Below are 15,532 nucleotides of genomic sequence, written 5' to 3'. Positions count from 1 at the left end.
AGCCACGAGAGAAGGAGTGCCAGATGACGATCGTTGCCGATGGCCTGACTAAGCGATACGGAAGCAAGTACGCCATCCATGACGTCTCATTCGAGATCCAGCCCGGAACGGTCACCGGCTTCCTCGGCCCGAACGGTGCAGGCAAATCGACCACGATGCGCAGCCTGGTCGGCCTGGACCGTCCCACCAGCGGCCAAGGCTTCATCGACGGCCGCCCGTATCGGGAGCTTGCTGCACCCCTGCGACAAGTGGGAACGCTGCTGGATGCGAAAGCAGCGCACCGGTCTCGAACCGCCTACCAGCATCTTCGCTGGATCGCGGCAACTCACCGCCTGCCGAAGTCGCGCATTGACGAAGTGATCGGCATTACCGGTCTATCGAGCGTTGCCGGCAAGAAGGTCGGTGGGTTCTCCCTTGGTATGGGGCAGCGCTTGGGCCTTGCCGTCGCGCTCCTCGGAGACCCGCACACACTGATCCTTGATGAGCCCGTGAACGGACTCGATCCCGACGGAGTTATCTGGATCCGAAATCTCCTCAAGTCGCTCAGCCGCGAAGGACGCACCGTACTGCTGTCGTCGCATCTTCTCAGCGAGCTCTCGCTGATCGCGGATCACGTCGTGATCATCGGCAAAGGCCGGATCATCGCCGACAAGCCGCTAGCTGAGCTAGTCGACCAGCCCGATCGAATCCGGGTGCGCACCACGCGTGCGGTGAAACTCATGGAAGTTCTCGTCGGCGAGCAGGTCACACGAGAGATGACGGACGCAGGCACCATCGAGGTCGTCGGGCTAACCAGCGAGGAAATCGCCGAACGTGCCTCTCGCAACGGCATCGTGCTCACCGAGATCGGTGTCGTACCCAGAAGCCTCGAAGACGTCTACCGCGACCTCACTCGCGATCAGGTGGAGTACGGCTCCAATGTTCAGGGGAACGGCTGATGGTGATGACGACCCCTGCCCAACCGGGAGAGACGTCCCGAATGGCCACGTCGCGTGGTTCTGTGTCCGTCACGCTGATCACCGTTCTGCACTCCGAGTGGATCAAGTTCCGCACTTTGGCGTCGTATCCGATCACGACGTTTGCAGTACTGGCGTTAATTGTCGGCATGGGTCTGCTCGAGACATTCTCTCTGGTGTGGGCAGGCAACCCTCCTTCGCGCGTCGGCGATCTTTCGCCCGGGCAGTTTCTCAATGGGATGCAATACGCCTACGTCCTGCTCGGTGTCCTCGCAGTCGTGTTCATGGCTTCGGAATACACGCAAGCGACGATGCAGCCCTCGCTGCTGGCAACCCCAAAGCGCCTGCTGGTGCTTGCAGCGAAATCACTCTTGATGGGAATGATAGGTCTCGGCACCGGCGTCCTCGGCAGCACCATCGTGCTGCTGGTCGTCCCAGGGATCCTCTCAGGGCAAGATCTTCGACTTGCCGACAATTCAGCGGACATCGTCCGATTCATTTCCGGCAGCGGGATCTCACTAGGGCTGATGGCCATGCTTGGAGTCGGACTAGCCGCGCTGATCCGCTCTCTTGTCGCCGCTTTCATCACGGTGGTCTCCCTCCTCACCGTGGCCCCGATCGCCGTCTCGGCGCTCCCGGTGGAGTGGGTCGCCAAGCTCATGGCCTATATGCCCACTGTCGCCGGTTCGCAGTATCTCTCCTCCGACGCCGCGACGAGAATCATCGAACCCTGGTGGGGACTAGTCATTCTGGCGGGTTGGGCACTCGCGATTCTGGTGGCCGGAAGTCTCGTCCTGCGGTATCGCGACGCCTGAAAGCTCTTATCCGAATTCCTCATGAGAAAGCACAACGCACACGCCATGACTACGACACAGACCTCCAGCCCATCGACAGGTGCCGCGCAGCTACGATCCCCAGGATTCCTGGCCACCATCGACGCCGAACGCATCAAATTCTTCACCCTCAAGACCGGCCCCATCGTCACGGCGGTGCTCGGTCTGTTCATCGTTCTTGCCGCCCTATTGTCCTCGTTGTCACTAATCTCGCCATCCTCGAATCCCAACCCTCAGGCAGATCCGATCACCAGTGTCACCGAATTGCGTTTTGTCGACACGGTGCTCTGGATGGCGATCGTCTTCGCCGTCGTCTCAGTACTGTTCGCGACGACCGAGGACAGCTCCGGACAGATCAAGCTGAGCTTCCTCGCCACTCCGAAGCGGGTGCCTGTGGTCCTCGCCAAGACCATCGTGATCGGCATGATCGGATTCGCGATTGGAACGATCGCCTCCGCTTTGGCGATGCTCGTGCCACTCGCAGTACTCTCCACAAGCGAGGTCACCTACCAGTTCGACCTCCCGGAGGCAGCGACGCTTGCGGTAGCGTCGGGGATCTTCATGGCGATGATCGGTACCGTGTCGCTCGCCTTCGGGTTGCTAGTAAAGAACGTCATCGTCGCCATCGCCGTGCCGGTGCTCCTCTTCAGCATCCTGCCCTCGATTCTCGAGTCGATCGGAAATGGCGTGGTCACGACCATCGTCGGGTTCCTGCCTTCGGTTGCTGGGCGCGTGATCCTCACGACGTTCCCGAACCCCGCAGGGCTGGAAGCCTGGCCGGGCATGGCGGTACTCGTGGGATGGGCAGCCCTGCTCGTCGCGCTTGCCTGCGTCGTACTCCGCCGGCGAGATGCCTGAGATCGAGTTCTCGGGTATGGGAGAGTGGAGACACACCAGAAGGGAGAGCTGTTGACGACGAAGGGGATCATCACACGCATCCGGGCAAGCGATATCAACCCGGAAGTGTGGCCTCCCGCGCGCTGGTTGCTCGCACGACCTCGACTCATCGACGCTCTCGTCATCGCCTCCAGTACTGTGCCGCAACTTGTCGCACTGTCCTTCAGCGGTGGCGAACAGCCGCTTTCCGCCTGGATCACAGTCATTCTCGTCGGCGTGGCACTGTGGTGGCGCAGAGACCATGCCTTCTGGGTGATCATCGCTCTTGCGGTGATCAGCTGCATCCACCCCACGATGTACTTGACCGTGGCCTTCGCCTTCACCGGGTACTCCTTAGCGAGCACAGGACCTATTGCACGGACGATTACGGGTGTCGCATCGGCTTTCCTGGCAGCGGCGGCAGGATTAGGAGTCAGATGGCTGATCACCGCGGATGGCACATTCTCCAACCCCGTGTTCGACGCGTTCGTGCTGATCGCCGTCGCTCTGGGCCTCGCAACTCGTGGCCGGAAGGACCGTCGTGCCGCGGTCGATGAACTCATCGCTCAACGCATCGAGAACGCCCGGCAACTGGAGCGGACCCGCATCGCCGCCGAGATGCACGACGTCGTCGCGCACTCTCTCTCCGTGATGATCGCCCTGGCCGACGGCGCAGCGGCATCTCGAGAGCGAGATCCCGAGCAGTCAGCACGAGCAATCGATCATCTGGCCGCCACAAGTCGGAGCGCTCTCATCGAGATGCAAACCGCTATCGGTGTCCTCCGTACTTCGGACGTCAAGCTCGACGATGCCCTCGATAGCTCCGGTTATAACGTCCCCGAGCTGGAGAAGCTTGTGGAAGTGTTCCGCGCAGTACACCTTCCTGTCGTGTTGATCCGTGAGGGCAACGCGGTCGACTTCTCACCAAACCTCCGTACGGGGATCTACCGAATCGCGCAGGAAGCACTGACCAACGCTCTGCGCTACGCCAGTGATGCGACGAGGGTCGAGCTCCGGCTTTCCGTGTCAGGTGACACTACGCGATTGCGCGTCGTCGACGATGGACGCAGCGAAAGTACGTTTGCCCATGGATCCGGTCAAGGAATCGTCGGTATCGCCGAACGAGCCCGTCTACTCGGAGGCTCCTCCGAAGCGGGTCCTCTTCTGCAGGGCGGCTGGCTAGTGGACGCGAGTATCCCTTTGCGACAAGACGTCCGTTAGTTGTTTCGGTTCTGATTAGTCATCGTGATATCGCGATCCGCAGCTCGTCCCGCCGCGTCGTCCAATGCTGACCCGCCGCCACGATCCTCCACCTCCGGCGGGAAAACGCACAGGCACGTGACACGTTGATGCCATTTCCGGGCCTTGTGGCCAGTCTGCAGATCCGCGCGAAATTCGTCTCAGAACTCTTGGGCGGAACCGAGAAGGGACGAGATCATCTCGCGGAGATAGAGCCACGGTTCAAACCGGCCCATCCGACGCGTAGAAGAAACGCGCAGTACAACGCGAGGGTGCGGGACGAGTTGTTCCGTCGCCTTGATCGCGATGGCACGATCAGTGCTGTCGCTGCTGAGCTGGGTTTGAGTGTTGAGTCTTGTTATCGGTGCCGCAATGAGGCTGGGTTCTCGACTCCCCAAACGAAGTCGAGTATTACCGTTCATGCGCCCCGGAACACCATCGCGATGTGCGAGAGTTCCTATGGATGCCTCGTTCATAGCCACCTTGGATCGCAGTTCGGATCCAGAGAGTCCAGGATGGCACTGACCTTTCCCGGCACAACCGGCTCCAATGAGCGGCTAGCACCGTGCGGCGACAACGCGGCAACGGAGAGTTCGTTCGCACTGCTGCAAGGTAACGTCCTCGACCGGCACCGTTTGGCCACCCGAGAACAACTTCGCATCGCGATCGCGACCGGGATCGAACGGACCTACCACCGGCCTATCCGTCAGCCAGCGATTGGCCGATTGGCGCCCGTCGAATGCGAAACCGCGCTGAACCCACCACTGGCCCCGCGGCCTCGCAGACTACTGTCACCCAATCGTGCAGCAGTCCCTAACGCAGCGATGATATGCGATTGTTGGACTTCTTCGGAGCGCACCCAATCCTGGAGCACGTGGACCACGACGAGCGGTCCGCGGCGCAGCGAATCCTCACGAGCCAACCCTAGGAGTCACAATTTGAAACGGACCGATGATTCACAACAGCCCAGCAAGGCTCTGGCCTCGGCCTTGATCGTCTGGCCTGCGGTCAGCCTGATCCTGGTCGTCGTCGGCTACTTGCTCCTGCGGGATCGTGTCCCCAGCCAGATCGTTCGGCATGTCGGCCCGGACGGAGATGGATTCGGATCGCTCCTGATGTTCATCCTGGGTGCGGCGCTCATCGCCTGCTTGCTGTTCGTGATTGGCGGTTTGCTGGTCACCGGATACATCAAGCGCGGCCACCTCTACGGATCGGAGAAGATGATCTCCGTCTCGCTTCTCGCTGGCGGGTATGGGGTTGCAACTATCGGAGCGTGCATCCTTCTTGCGAACCTGAATGTTCAAGACGGTGTTGCGTCGGGCCAGGCTGTCGGCACCTCCCTGCTCGGGTTCGTCTGCGCCTTCGTTGTCGCAGCCGTGATCTACGCGAGAGTGCTGCCGAAGGCGAAGTTAGAGTCACTCTGACCTACCACGTTCAGATGTGACCTGCGAGGTAGCCTCCATCCGAAGACCTTCTTCAGTCACCCCTGCTTCGCAGTCTTCTACGACTTGGCGAAGATCTGGTCCTTAAGCGCGATCAGCGTGCCGGCAACCGCCAGCGACTTCTCTTTCTCTTCAAGCTCAGCCTCGTCACGCATGAACTCGTACATCTCCATGGAGATGGCGATGAGGTCGTGCTCACGCTGCTGCTGGACCTTCGGATCGAACTACGCTGCAGCGAAGAGGTCGTTGAGTCAGATCATCTCGGTAACCGGCGCATCCATCGGCGACACCAGGTCATACTCCTGAGAGGTCTCCTTGGGGGCACGAAGGAGGACCACTAGTTGGACGGTGGTGCCCCCCAGACTGCGATCGAGATAGCGGTGTAGTTGGGCGTCAGGTACCTGGCGTACTGAAGCACGCCGTCGACTGCATAGCCCCGCGGAGGATCGCGGTTGACTGACAAGTGGTAGCGGGTATCAGCCTTGCGCTCCACCACAACCACCATGTCAGGCGTGTTGGGCGAGGTGACGATGAATTCGGGGGAGCCAGCGGCCTTACCGTTTCCTGTCTTCGATGCCTTGGACAACTCCTTACTGATGTCCTGCACGACAGACCGCTACTTCTCGACGACGATGCGCTCTTCGTCATCATAGAAGTCCAAGGTGCGAAGATGCTTGTCGACGAGGTCTTCTGTGATCCGTTCGTTGGCCATGCCTCAGCCCTTAAGCACTTGATTGTGAAAGAACGTCACTTCTTACTTCCCGAAGTTATACGTTGAAACGGAACTCCACCGAGTTACGTGACGTACTAATCTCTGATTCCAGATACGTCGTGTGTGATTTTGGCAGCCGAAAGCCAGCGGGTACGAGCTCAAGAAAGTCGTCGACCCGCGGCTTTCCCACTCTCAAGAGCCTTTCAGTGCGGTCGCAGCCCCTTCAGCACCAAGGCGAGAATGTTGTCGGCGAACTGGTCGTCCAGCCTGCCAGTTCGCAAGAGCCAACGGTGGAAGATCGGTCCGAACAGCAGTTCTACCGCCAGGTCCGCGTCCACAGACTCATCGACCTGACCAGCCCGAATGCCGAGAGTGATGCGCGCCGCGCATGCATCAAGCTGCGGACGAAGTAGCCGACGTACGAGTTCCTCCGCAACCGAGATGTCAGTCTGGATCTCTGCAGCGATCGCACGCTGAAGGCGGTCATTTGCCGGTTCGGCCAGCGCAGCAACCGTGCCCCGGAGAACCAGCCGAAGATCGGATTCAAGATCTCCGGTGTCCGGCAAATCGACCGAGCCCTGCTCGTGCGAGTTGACCTCCAGAATCGCGTCGAAAAGCACTGCAGCCTTCGAACGCCACCATCGATAGATCGTCTGCTTGCCGACCCCTGCAGCTGCCGCGATGCCCTCGATGGTCAATCGGGTGTACCCCACCTCGGCGACGAGATCGCGAGTAGCAGAGAGGATCGCACGGCGCGCACGATCGCTGCGCCGGGAGGCATCGGGCCCCGGCGGATCAGAGGGCGGAGAACCGGGACTTTCGTGGGGCACGCCAACACCCTAGCGCACAACAAGACGAGACGGATCATCTTGACGACCTTCCGCCCCGCTACTACCCTGACGAGACGAACCGTATCGTTGGAGGGCTAACTCACCATGACTCAAGCATCACGCTCCACTCGCACCTGGCTCATCACCGGAGCTGGCCGTGGACTCGGCAGGGCATTCGCGCAGACCGCCTTGGAACAAGGCTACAACGTTGTCGGGACGGTTCGCCGTCCCGGAGCGATGGCAGACCTACAGGCCGACCACCCCGACTCTGTGCAGGAGGTGCTGCTCGACGTCCGTGACGCCGCCGCAATCCCCACCGCGATTAATGTCGCGGCACAGGCCTTCGGCGGCATCGACATCGTCGTCAACAATGCGGGTGGCGGGATCGTCGGAGCCATCGAAGAGTTGGACGAACAGGGCGCCCGGGAACATCTCGACCTGAATCTGCTCGGCGCGATGTGGGTCTGCCAGGCTGCAATCCCCCACCTACGGGCCCGCGGTGGCGGCGATATCGTGCAGATCTCGACAGTCGGTGCCATCGGCGCGATGCCGATGTTCGGCTTGTACAACGCGGGCAAGTGGGCGCTAGAAGGATTCAGCGAAGCGCTGTCGGCCGAGGTCGCGCAGTTCGACATCCGCGTAACGATCGCCCAGCTTGGCGGATTCGCGACCGACTGGGCCGGGTCGAGTATGTCATTCGCAACCCCGAAACAGGAGTACGACGATCTCCGCAAGACCACATTTGGTACTGCGGAGATCCCCTGGCCCACAGCCGATCCCGATGCGTCTACGGACGCTGATCCGCGTAAGGCCGCAGAGGCGCTGGTCGCACACCTGTCGGTCACCAATCATCGTCCACTGCGGGTGCTGATCGGCGACGACGCACGAGAGCATGCCACCTTGGCGTACGCTGGACGCCGAGAGTCCTACGGCGTGACCAGGAACTTCAACTGGCCATCCTGAAACTATGGGATCCCTGCGCTTGACCGCCGCGAACTCGACCCGAACGCGCTCATCAAACGTTGGCCCCGAACGCCACTACACGTTGAAGCGGAACTCCACCACGTCGCCGTCCTTCATGACGTAGTCCTTGCCCTCCATACGGGCCTTGCCCGCGGACTTGGCGGCAGACACCGAGCCGAGCTCGACCAGGTCGTCGAAGTTGATGACCTCGGCCTTGATGAATCCGCGCTGGAAGTCGGTGTGGATCACGCCGGCCGCTTCGGGCGCCGTCGCACCTTGCCGGATCGTCCACGCGCGCGTCTCCTTCGGGCCGGCCGTCAGGTAGGACTGCAGGCCGAGCGTCGAGTAGCCGACGCGGGCCAGCTTCTCCAGACCGGATTCGGAGTAGCCCGCCTCGTGCAGCATCTCCTCAGCCTCCTCCTCGTCGAGCTCGACGAGGTCCGCCTCGAACTGGGCGTCCAGGAAGATCGCCTCGGCCGGGGCGACCATCTCGGCGAGTTCCTTCTTGAGGTCCTCGTTGGCCAGACCAGCCTCGTCCATGTTGAAGACGTAGATGAACGGCTTGGTGGTCATGAGCTGCATCGGCTTCAGCTCGGCGAGGTCGATCTTCGCAGCGGCGGCGCCGGAGAACAGGGTCGTGCCCTCTTCGAGCACCTTCTGCGCAGCCTTGACGGTCTCGATGAAGGACGCCTCGACCTTCTTCGCACGCAGTTCCTTCTCGAGCCGCGGCAGCTGGTTCTCGATCGTCTGCAGGTCGGCGAGGATCAACTCGGTGGAGATCGTCTCGATGTCGGAGGCGGGATCGACCTTGCCGTCGACGTGGACCACGTCGCCGTCCTCGAACGCGCGCGTGACCTGGCAGATCGCGTCCGCCTCGCGGATGTTGGCCAGGAACTTGTTGCCCAGGCCCTCGCCCTCGGACGCACCCTTGACGATGCCCGCGATGTCCACGAAGGACACGGTCGCCGGCAGGATCTTGGCCGAGCCGAAGATCCCGGCCAGCACCTTCAGACGCGAATCGGGCAGCGGGACGACACCCACATTCGGTTCGATCGTCGCGAACGGGTAGTTCGCCGCCAGGACCTGGGCGCGGGTGAGTGCATTGAACATGGTGGACTTGCCGACATTGGGCAGTCCGACGATTCCGATAGTAAGAGCCACGGGAAAGGAGTCTACCCGCCGCGGTGGCACAACGCAGATTCGCGGCCGCAGCCCCGTGGAGGTCCCATTCCTATTCTGCGAGCCCGCCGTGCAAGAGTCATCCCATGACTGCTCTCAGCTTCGTTGTGGCCCTCTTGGCCTTCGTGATCGGCGCCGCCGGCGGCGCCGGCGTTCTCTGGTGGTACGCGGTGCGCGGGCGCGCCCAGGCGGACACCGCCGCGTACGACGACGTCGCGTCGCGTCTCCGTGCCGCCGAGACGACGCTGGCCGCCACGCAGGCCGAGCGCGACGCCTTGCAGGACCGGATCGTCGACGAGCGTCAGCGCGCCGCGGAGGACCGGACCGTGCTGCAGATGATGGCCCCGCTCGCCGACCAGCTACGCCAGGTCCGGCACCAGGTGACGACTCTCGAACGGGACCGGGTCGAGCAGTTCGGCCAGCTCAGCCAGCAGCTCGCGGCCGCCGCCGAGCAGGACGCCGCGCTGCTACGGACAACCTCGTCGCTGGCCGGCGCGCTGAGGAACAGCGCGACGCGCGGCACGTGGGGAGAGACCCAGCTGCGCCGCGTCGTCGAGGCCGCGGGCATGATCAACCGCGTCGACTTCAGCGAACAGGTGACCTCCGGCTCAGCGCAGACGCCGCGCCTGCGCCCGGACATGGTCGTGCACCTGCCCGCGGGCAAATCGATCGCCGTCGATTCGAAGGTCCCGCTGGCCTCCTACCTCGAGGCGCAGTCCCTCGAGGGCGCTGACGCCGCGGGCGACCGGGAGCAGGTCCAGGCCCGGCAGCGCGACCTCCTGCGCGCCCACGCCAAGGCCCTGCGCAGCCACGTCGACTCCCTCGCCAAGAAGGAGTACTGGGAGGGACTGCCGGGCAGCCCGGAGCTGGTGGTCTGCTTCCTGCCAGCCGAATCGTTCCTGGCCGCCGCCCTCGAGGCCGACCCGGGGCTGCTCGACGACGCGTTCGACAAGAACGTCGCGCTCGCCTCCCCCAGCACCCTGCTCTCGATCCTCAAGGGGCTCGCCTACGCGTGGCGGCAGGAGCTGCTGACCGAGAACGCCCGCGCGCTGTTCGATGAGTCCCGCGAGCTCTACAAGCGACTCGGAACCCTCGGCGGGCACATCAACGACCTCGGCAAGTCCTTGAAGACCTCCGTCGAGCGCTACAACTCGTTCATCGGCACCCTCGAATCCCGCGTCCTGCCGTCCACACGCCGGATCCAGGACCTCGACCCGGGCCTCACCCCCAGCGCAGGGGCCGAGGCACCGACATCCGTCGAGGCGACGCCCCGCGTCCTCAGCGCCGCGGAGCTGATCACCGCCGAGCAGTCATGACCGCCGAGCACCCATGACAACCGTCATGGCCGATTCGTGACCGCGGGCCCGGGGCTAACGGAGCCGACCACCCTAGCCTGAAGGCATGGATACACAACCAGCGCTCACACTCGAAGGAATCCGCCGTTCCTTCCCCGACGGCGCCGGCGGGCAAACCACCGCCGTCGACGGCGTCGACCTCACGCTCGCCCGCGGCGAGGTCGTCGCCCTCCTCGGGCCCAACGGCGCGGGGAAGACGACGCTGATCGACATCGTGCTCGGACTCATCGCCGCCGAGGCCGGACACGTCGAGGTCCTCGGCACCACGCCCCGGAAGGCCGTGACCTCCGGCCGCATCTCAGCCCTCCTGCAGACCGGCGGCCTGCTTCCCGATCTCAGCGTCCGGGAAACCGTGAAGATGATCGCCTCCCTGCACGAGCACCCCCGGGACGTCGACGAGGTCCTGGCCGCCGCGGGGGCCACCGGCTTCGCTGCCAGGCGCGTCTCGCGCTGCTCCGGCGGCGAGCAGCAGCGGCTCCGCTTCGCACTCGCCCTGCTCACACGCCCCGAAATCCTCGTCCTCGACGAGCCGACCACCGGCATGGACGTCAACGCCCGGCACGACTTCTGGCAGAACATGAGCGCACTGGCGGACGACGGCGCGACCATCCTCTTCGCGACCCACTACCTGGAGGAGGCCGAACGCTTCGCCCGGCGGACGATCCTGCTGGGCGCCGGCCGCATTCTCGCGGACGGCCCCACCTCGGAGATCCGCCGCCGCGCCGGCGCCGCCCGCGTGACCGTCACGTGGTCGCCGACCGACGCCGAGCTCAGCGGCCTCCAGCACGTGATCACCGCCGAACGACACGGCGCGCGCATCGAACTGCGCACCGACGACGCCGACGCCCTGGCCCGGCACCTGCTCACACGGACCGACGCCCAGGGCATCGAGATCGCCTCGGCCGGACTCGACGAGGCCTTCCGCCACCTGACCGCAGCGGCAACCGAACAGGAGATCACGGCATGAACATCGCCACCTACATCGCCATGGATTTCTGGCGGAACCTGCGCAACCTCGGCAACAGCTTCTTCGTGATCGTGCTGCCCACCGTCCTCTTCCTGTTCTTCGGCGCCTCAATGGAGTGGTCGACGAATCCCGTGGGCGAGGGCAACGTCAGCGCCTGGACCATGATCTCGATCGCCTGCTACGGGGCCGCCATGGCGGCGACCTCGCTGGCCGGTTCCGCCGCCGTCGAACTCCAACAGGGCTGGGGCCGGCAGCTGGCGCTCACGGCGCTGCCGCACAGCGGATTCGTCGCCGCCAAGACCGTCGTCGCCCTGTGCTTCGCCGTCCTCCCCGTGGCGGTCCTGAACCTCACGGGCGTCTTCACTGTGACCGACATGCCCGTCGGCACGTGGATTGCGACGGCGGCCCTGACGATCGTCGGCGTGCTGCCGTTCGCGCTCTACGGACTCGCGATCGGCATGGCCTTCCGCTCCGACGCGGCCGTCGGCACCGCGACCGGCCTGCTGGTGATCTTCAGCTTCCTTGGCAACGCGTTCACGCCGCTCGACGGCTTCCTGCTCGACCTCGGGCGCTTCACTCCGCTCTACGGGGTGGTCGCGCTCGCCCGCTACCCACTCACCCACGGCGACCAGATCTCGATGAACGGCATCGCCGGCAACGACCCGCTCTGGGCTGTCCTCGCGAACGTCATCGCGTGGACCGCCGTCTTCGGCGCCGCGTGCCTGCTGCTGCAGCGCCGGCGCACCAGGAGGCAGTAGTCACTATGGACACGCACCATCAAGAACTCACCGCGGCTGGCAGAATGAGGGGCATGGACCCCGCCGAGAAGCCGAAGCGCTCGCTGGCCGGGATGTTCTACGCCGGAGTCTGGCTGGTCTTCCTCGGCTTCCCGCTCACCGCCGCGATCACCGGGCCCTCCGGTCCCCTGTGGACGGGCGTCGCCATCGGAGCGACCGCCGCGTTCATCGCCGTCTACCTCCGGCTCTTCTGGACCCTCTCCGCGCCGGGTGATCCGGTGGCGCACCAGGGGCGGCATGTCGTCTGGGGCGTCGCGGCCCTTTCAGCGTGCGCAGCGCTCGCCACGCCCGGCGCCGGGCCCTGGGTCAGTACGTTCACGCCGTTCATCGCCGCGGCGCTGATCTTCAGCCTGCCGCTCGTCCCGGGCCTCGCCGCCGGCACCCTCGTGTGGCTGGTGCCCAGCGCGGTCGCGGCCCAGTTCTCCGGGACGCTCTGGACGCTGCTCGGCCCCGGATTCGGTGTCGCCGTGATCGTCTTCGCTCGTCTCATGGAGCACAACGAGCGCCGCGCCCAGGAGGCGCAGCACCACCTGCGCGTCGTCTCCGAGCGGGAATCCATCGCCCGCGACGTGCACGACGTCCTGGGCCACACGCTGACCGTGCTGTCGATCAAGGCCCAACTGGCGCGCCGGCTCCTCGACCGCGACCTGGACGGCGCCCGGGCGGAGCTGGAGAGCATCGACGAACTGGCCCGGGAGTCCCTGACGCAGATCCGCTCTACGGTCACCGAGCTGCGCACCCCGTCGCTGGCGACCGAGCTCGACGCGGCGCGGGGCGCCCTGCGCGCCGCCGGCATCACCCCCGACATCGACGTGGATCCGCTCCTGCCCGATCGCGACAACCTCTTCGCGTGGGCCCTGCGCGAGGGCGTGACGAACGCGGTTCGGCACTCCTCGGCGGCGACGTGCCGCGTCACCGCCACGGCCGCGGTCCTGACGATCTCCGACGACGGCGCCGGGTGCGGCGGGGCCGAGCCCGGCAACGGGCTCACCGGGCTGCGCGAGCGCGCCTGCGCCGCCGGAGCGCGTGTCGAGGTGCGCCCCACGCATCCGGACGGCGAGCGCCCGGGGACGACGCTGGAGGTGACGAGGTGAAGCCGGAGACCATCCGGATCCTGCTGGCTGACGACCAGGACCTGGTCCGCGGCGGACTCGCCGCGCTGCTCGCGCTCGAAGACGACCTCGACGTCGTCGCACAGGTCGGCCGCGGCGACGAAGTCCTGGACGCGATCCGCGAGCACCGCCCCGACATCGCCCTGATCGACATCGAAATGCCCGGGATGGACGGGATCGAGGTGACTCGGCAGGTCACCTCGGCGCTGCTCGGGTGCCGGTGCCTCATCGTGACGACCTTCGGCCGGCCCGGCTACCTGCGCCGGGCGATGGACGCGGGCGCGTCCGGGTTCGTGGTCAAGGACACCCCGGCGGAGCAGCTGGCGCAGATGGTCCGCCGGGTCGCCGCGGGCCAGCACGTGCTCGACCCGCAGCTGGCGGCGGATTCGCTCGCCGGAGGCATCGACCCGCTGACGGAACGCGAGCGCGACGTGCTCCGCGCCGCGGCGGCTGGAGGATCCATCCGGGCGATCGCCGACGCGGTGCACCTCAGCCCCGGAACCGTGCGCAACCACCTCTCGAGCGCCATCGGCAAGACGGACACGAACAACCGCTACGAGGCCGCGCGCGCCGCCCAGGAGCGGGGCTGGCTCTGAGCCTCAGCCGAGCTGGAAGACCGCCATCAGCAGCGTCATCGTCACGACGGTGATGAGCAGGATGCCGGCGAGGTTCAGCCAGATGCCGCCCTTGATCATCTGCCCGATCGTGACGTAGCCGGAGCCGTAGGCGATCGCGTTCGGCGGCGTCGCCACGGGGAGCATGAACGCGCACGTCGCAGCCAGCGCCACGGGCACCGCGAGCAGCATCGGGTCGACGCCGAGGCCCATCGCGACGCCGCCGGCGACCGGCAGGAACGTCGCCGCCGTCGCGGTGTTGCTCGTGAGCTCGGTCAGGAAGATGACGCCGGCGGCCATGACGACGACGAGGACCACCAGGGGCACGGTCCCGAGTACTTGGGCCTGCTCGCCGATCCAGTCGGCGAGGCCGGAGGAGCTGAACTGCGCGGACAGCGCCAAGCCGCCGCCGAAGAGCAGGAGCACTCCCCAGGGGAGCTTGACGGCCCATTCCCAGTTGAGGAGACGCACGCCGCGCTTCGCGCCCGCCGGCAGCAGGAACAGCAGGATCGAGACGGTCATGGCGATGCCCGCATCCGAGATCAGGTCGGGAGAGATCATCGGCAGGAACACCCACGACAGAGCCGCGAGGATGAACATCGCCAGCACCATCTTCTCCCCCGTGCTCATCGGGCCGAGCTCGTGCAGTTGGCGCCGGATGGGTTCGCGGCCGCCGGGGATCTCATCGATTTCGGGCTTGAACAGAACCCTGGTCAGGAGGAACCAGACCAGCACCAGCATCACGGCGGCCAGCGGCAGGCCGACCAGCATCCAGCGCCCGAATCCGATCTCCACCCCGTGAGTGTCGCTCATGTAGCCCACCAGGAGCGTGTTCGGCGGCGTGCCGATGATCGTGGAGAGCGAGCCGACCGAGGCCGCGTAGGCGATCCCGAGCATCAGCGCGGTGCCGAAGTTGGATTTGATCACCGCGTCTTTGACCTTGGAATCGGTCGACTTCTCCTCCTCGGTCGCGCCGTCGTCATCCGACGTTGCGCTCGCCTTCTCCCCAGCCGGACCGGCGAGGTTGGTGACCAGCAGCAGCACGGAGACGCCGATGGGCAGCATCATCACGGTCGTGGCCGTGTTGGAGACCCACATGCTGAGGAACGCCGTGGCCAGCATGAAGCCGGCGATGACCATGTTGGACTTGGTCCCCATGGCCGAGACGGTCATCAGCGCGATCCGCCGGTGGAGGTTCCACCGCTGCATCGCCAGCGCGAGGATGAAGCCGCCCATGAAGAGGAAGATGATGTCGTTGCCGTAGCTCGACCCGACCTCCTTGATGTCGACGCCCCCGAGGACGGGGAAGACGACAAGCGGCACGAGCGCCGTGGCGGGGATCGGCAGAGCCTCCGTCATCCACCAGATGCCCATGAGGACGGCGATCGCCGCCGTCAGCCGGGCGGCGGAGTCCAGATCCTGCGGCATCGAGTAGTACACCGCGAACGCGGCGAGCACACCGGCGACCAGGCCGATCCATCGCCGCATGTTGGTCCGGTGCTCGACCGGTTCGGCCGTGAGGCCGGGCGAGGTTTGTTCGCTCGCACGGCCGCGCGATTGCGCGTTTCTCTCGTCCCCGCCGGGCGTGTATGAATGGGACACCGTATCCTCCATGACAACAGGTCGATGGATGTGACACATTTCACAGTACCTGCTG

General features: G+C 65.1%; 15 protein-coding genes. 11 read left to right on the top strand and 4 right to left on the bottom strand.

What is annotated here, in order from left to right; all coding sequences use genetic code 11:
* The first annotated feature begins 23 nt into the window (after positions 1-23).
* From EV380_RS02405 to EV380_RS02385, 5 genes are all read left to right on the top strand, one after another.
* Positions 24-938: an ABC transporter ATP-binding protein gene (locus tag EV380_RS02405; protein ID WP_130449083.1), complete on the top strand. Its 915-nt coding sequence runs from the start codon at positions 24-26 to the stop codon at positions 936-938.
* Between the two features lie 62 nt (positions 939-1,000).
* The gene (locus EV380_RS02400) at positions 1,001-1,771 is read left to right on the top strand and encodes a hypothetical protein (RefSeq protein WP_130449081.1); all 771 of its coding nucleotides are present in this window, start codon (positions 1,001-1,003) and stop codon (positions 1,769-1,771) included.
* Between the two features lie 45 nt (positions 1,772-1,816).
* Positions 1,817-2,647, top strand: a complete 831-nt coding sequence (locus EV380_RS02395; RefSeq protein WP_130449079.1) for a hypothetical protein — start codon at positions 1,817-1,819, stop codon at positions 2,645-2,647.
* A 51-nt stretch (positions 2,648-2,698) separates the two neighbouring features.
* Entirely contained in the window at positions 2,699-3,886 is a 1,188-nt protein-coding gene (locus tag EV380_RS02390) for a sensor histidine kinase (protein WP_130449077.1), read from the top strand.
* 956 nt (positions 3,887-4,842) lie between these two features.
* Positions 4,843-5,328 (top strand): hypothetical protein, encoded by a 486-nt coding sequence (locus tag EV380_RS02385; protein WP_130449075.1) that lies wholly within the window; start codon positions 4,843-4,845, stop codon positions 5,326-5,328.
* A 355-nt stretch (positions 5,329-5,683) separates the two neighbouring features.
* Here the strand turns inward: EV380_RS02385 and EV380_RS16740 are convergent, their stop codons facing one another.
* Positions 5,684-5,953, bottom strand: a complete 270-nt coding sequence (locus EV380_RS16740) for a hypothetical protein (RefSeq protein ID WP_207219282.1) — start codon at positions 5,951-5,953, stop codon at positions 5,684-5,686.
* A gap of 308 nt (positions 5,954-6,261) precedes the next feature.
* A complete protein-coding gene (locus EV380_RS02375; RefSeq protein WP_130449073.1) occupies positions 6,262-6,888 on the bottom strand; it encodes a TetR/AcrR family transcriptional regulator in 627 nt (208 codons plus the stop codon).
* A 105-nt stretch (positions 6,889-6,993) separates the two neighbouring features.
* Between EV380_RS02375 and EV380_RS02370 the strand changes: the two genes are divergently transcribed.
* Positions 6,994-7,851: an SDR family NAD(P)-dependent oxidoreductase gene (locus tag EV380_RS02370; RefSeq protein WP_130449071.1), complete on the top strand. Its 858-nt coding sequence runs from the start codon at positions 6,994-6,996 to the stop codon at positions 7,849-7,851.
* A 75-nt stretch (positions 7,852-7,926) separates the two neighbouring features.
* On the opposite strand, the gene ychF is transcribed toward EV380_RS02370, so the two are convergent.
* A complete protein-coding gene (gene ychF / locus EV380_RS02365; RefSeq protein ID WP_130449069.1) occupies positions 7,927-9,012 on the bottom strand; it encodes a redox-regulated ATPase YchF in 1,086 nt (361 codons plus the stop codon).
* Between the two features lie 104 nt (positions 9,013-9,116).
* Here ychF and EV380_RS02360 point away from each other — a divergent pair, with 104 nt between their 5' ends.
* From EV380_RS02360 to EV380_RS02340, 5 genes are all read left to right on the top strand, one after another.
* On the top strand, positions 9,117-10,346 hold the full coding sequence (locus tag EV380_RS02360) for a DNA recombination protein RmuC (protein WP_130449067.1): 1,230 nt from the start codon (positions 9,117-9,119) through the stop codon (positions 10,344-10,346).
* An 85-nt stretch (positions 10,347-10,431) separates the two neighbouring features.
* Positions 10,432-11,352, top strand: a complete 921-nt coding sequence (locus EV380_RS02355; RefSeq protein WP_130449065.1) for an ABC transporter ATP-binding protein — start codon at positions 10,432-10,434, stop codon at positions 11,350-11,352.
* Positions 11,349-12,110, top strand: a complete 762-nt coding sequence (locus EV380_RS02350; protein WP_130449063.1) for an ABC transporter permease — start codon at positions 11,349-11,351, stop codon at positions 12,108-12,110. Before EV380_RS02355 ends, EV380_RS02350 begins: the two co-directional genes overlap by 4 nt.
* Before the next feature lie 53 nt (positions 12,111-12,163).
* Positions 12,164-13,243, top strand: coding sequence for a sensor histidine kinase (locus tag EV380_RS02345; protein ID WP_165391875.1), 1,080 nt, complete (start codon positions 12,164-12,166; stop codon positions 13,241-13,243).
* Positions 13,240-13,857, top strand: coding sequence for a response regulator transcription factor (locus EV380_RS02340; RefSeq protein WP_130449059.1), 618 nt, complete (start codon positions 13,240-13,242; stop codon positions 13,855-13,857). The genes EV380_RS02345 and EV380_RS02340 overlap by 4 nt, the downstream gene beginning before the upstream one ends.
* Positions 13,858-13,860: 3 nt before the next feature.
* Here the strand turns inward: EV380_RS02340 and EV380_RS02335 are convergent, their stop codons facing one another.
* Complete coding sequence (locus tag EV380_RS02335; RefSeq protein WP_130449057.1) at positions 13,861-15,489, bottom strand: SLC13 family permease; 1,629 nt, start codon at positions 15,487-15,489, stop codon at positions 13,861-13,863.
* Positions 15,490-15,532 lie beyond the last annotated feature (43 nt).

The organism is Zhihengliuella halotolerans, assembly GCF_004217565.1.
In the GTDB taxonomy this organism is placed as follows: Bacteria; Actinomycetota; Actinomycetes; order Actinomycetales; family Micrococcaceae; genus Zhihengliuella; species Zhihengliuella halotolerans.
The sequence above is the reverse complement of the archived record's forward strand: the minus strand, read 5'-3'. Positions and strand labels throughout refer to the sequence as shown.

Coding starts and splice junctions, on each gene's coding strand:
- EV380_RS02405 (WP_130449083.1), top strand. CDS start 24: ATGACGATCGTTGCCGATGGCCTGACTAAGCGATACGGAAGCAAGTAC.
- EV380_RS02395 (WP_130449079.1), top strand. CDS start 1,817: ATGACTACGACACAGACCTCCAGCCCATCGACAGGTGCCGCGCAGCTA.
- EV380_RS02370 (WP_130449071.1), top strand. CDS start 6,994: ATGACTCAAGCATCACGCTCCACTCGCACCTGGCTCATCACCGGAGCT.
- EV380_RS02360 (WP_130449067.1), top strand. CDS start 9,117: ATGACTGCTCTCAGCTTCGTTGTGGCCCTCTTGGCCTTCGTGATCGGC.
- EV380_RS02355 (WP_130449065.1), top strand. CDS start 10,432: ATGGATACACAACCAGCGCTCACACTCGAAGGAATCCGCCGTTCCTTC.
- EV380_RS02350 (WP_130449063.1), top strand. CDS start 11,349: ATGAACATCGCCACCTACATCGCCATGGATTTCTGGCGGAACCTGCGC.
- EV380_RS02345 (WP_165391875.1), top strand. CDS start 12,164: ATGGACCCCGCCGAGAAGCCGAAGCGCTCGCTGGCCGGGATGTTCTAC.
- EV380_RS02335 (WP_130449057.1), bottom strand. CDS start 15,489: ATGGAGGATACGGTGTCCCATTCATACACGCCCGGCGGGGACGAGAGA.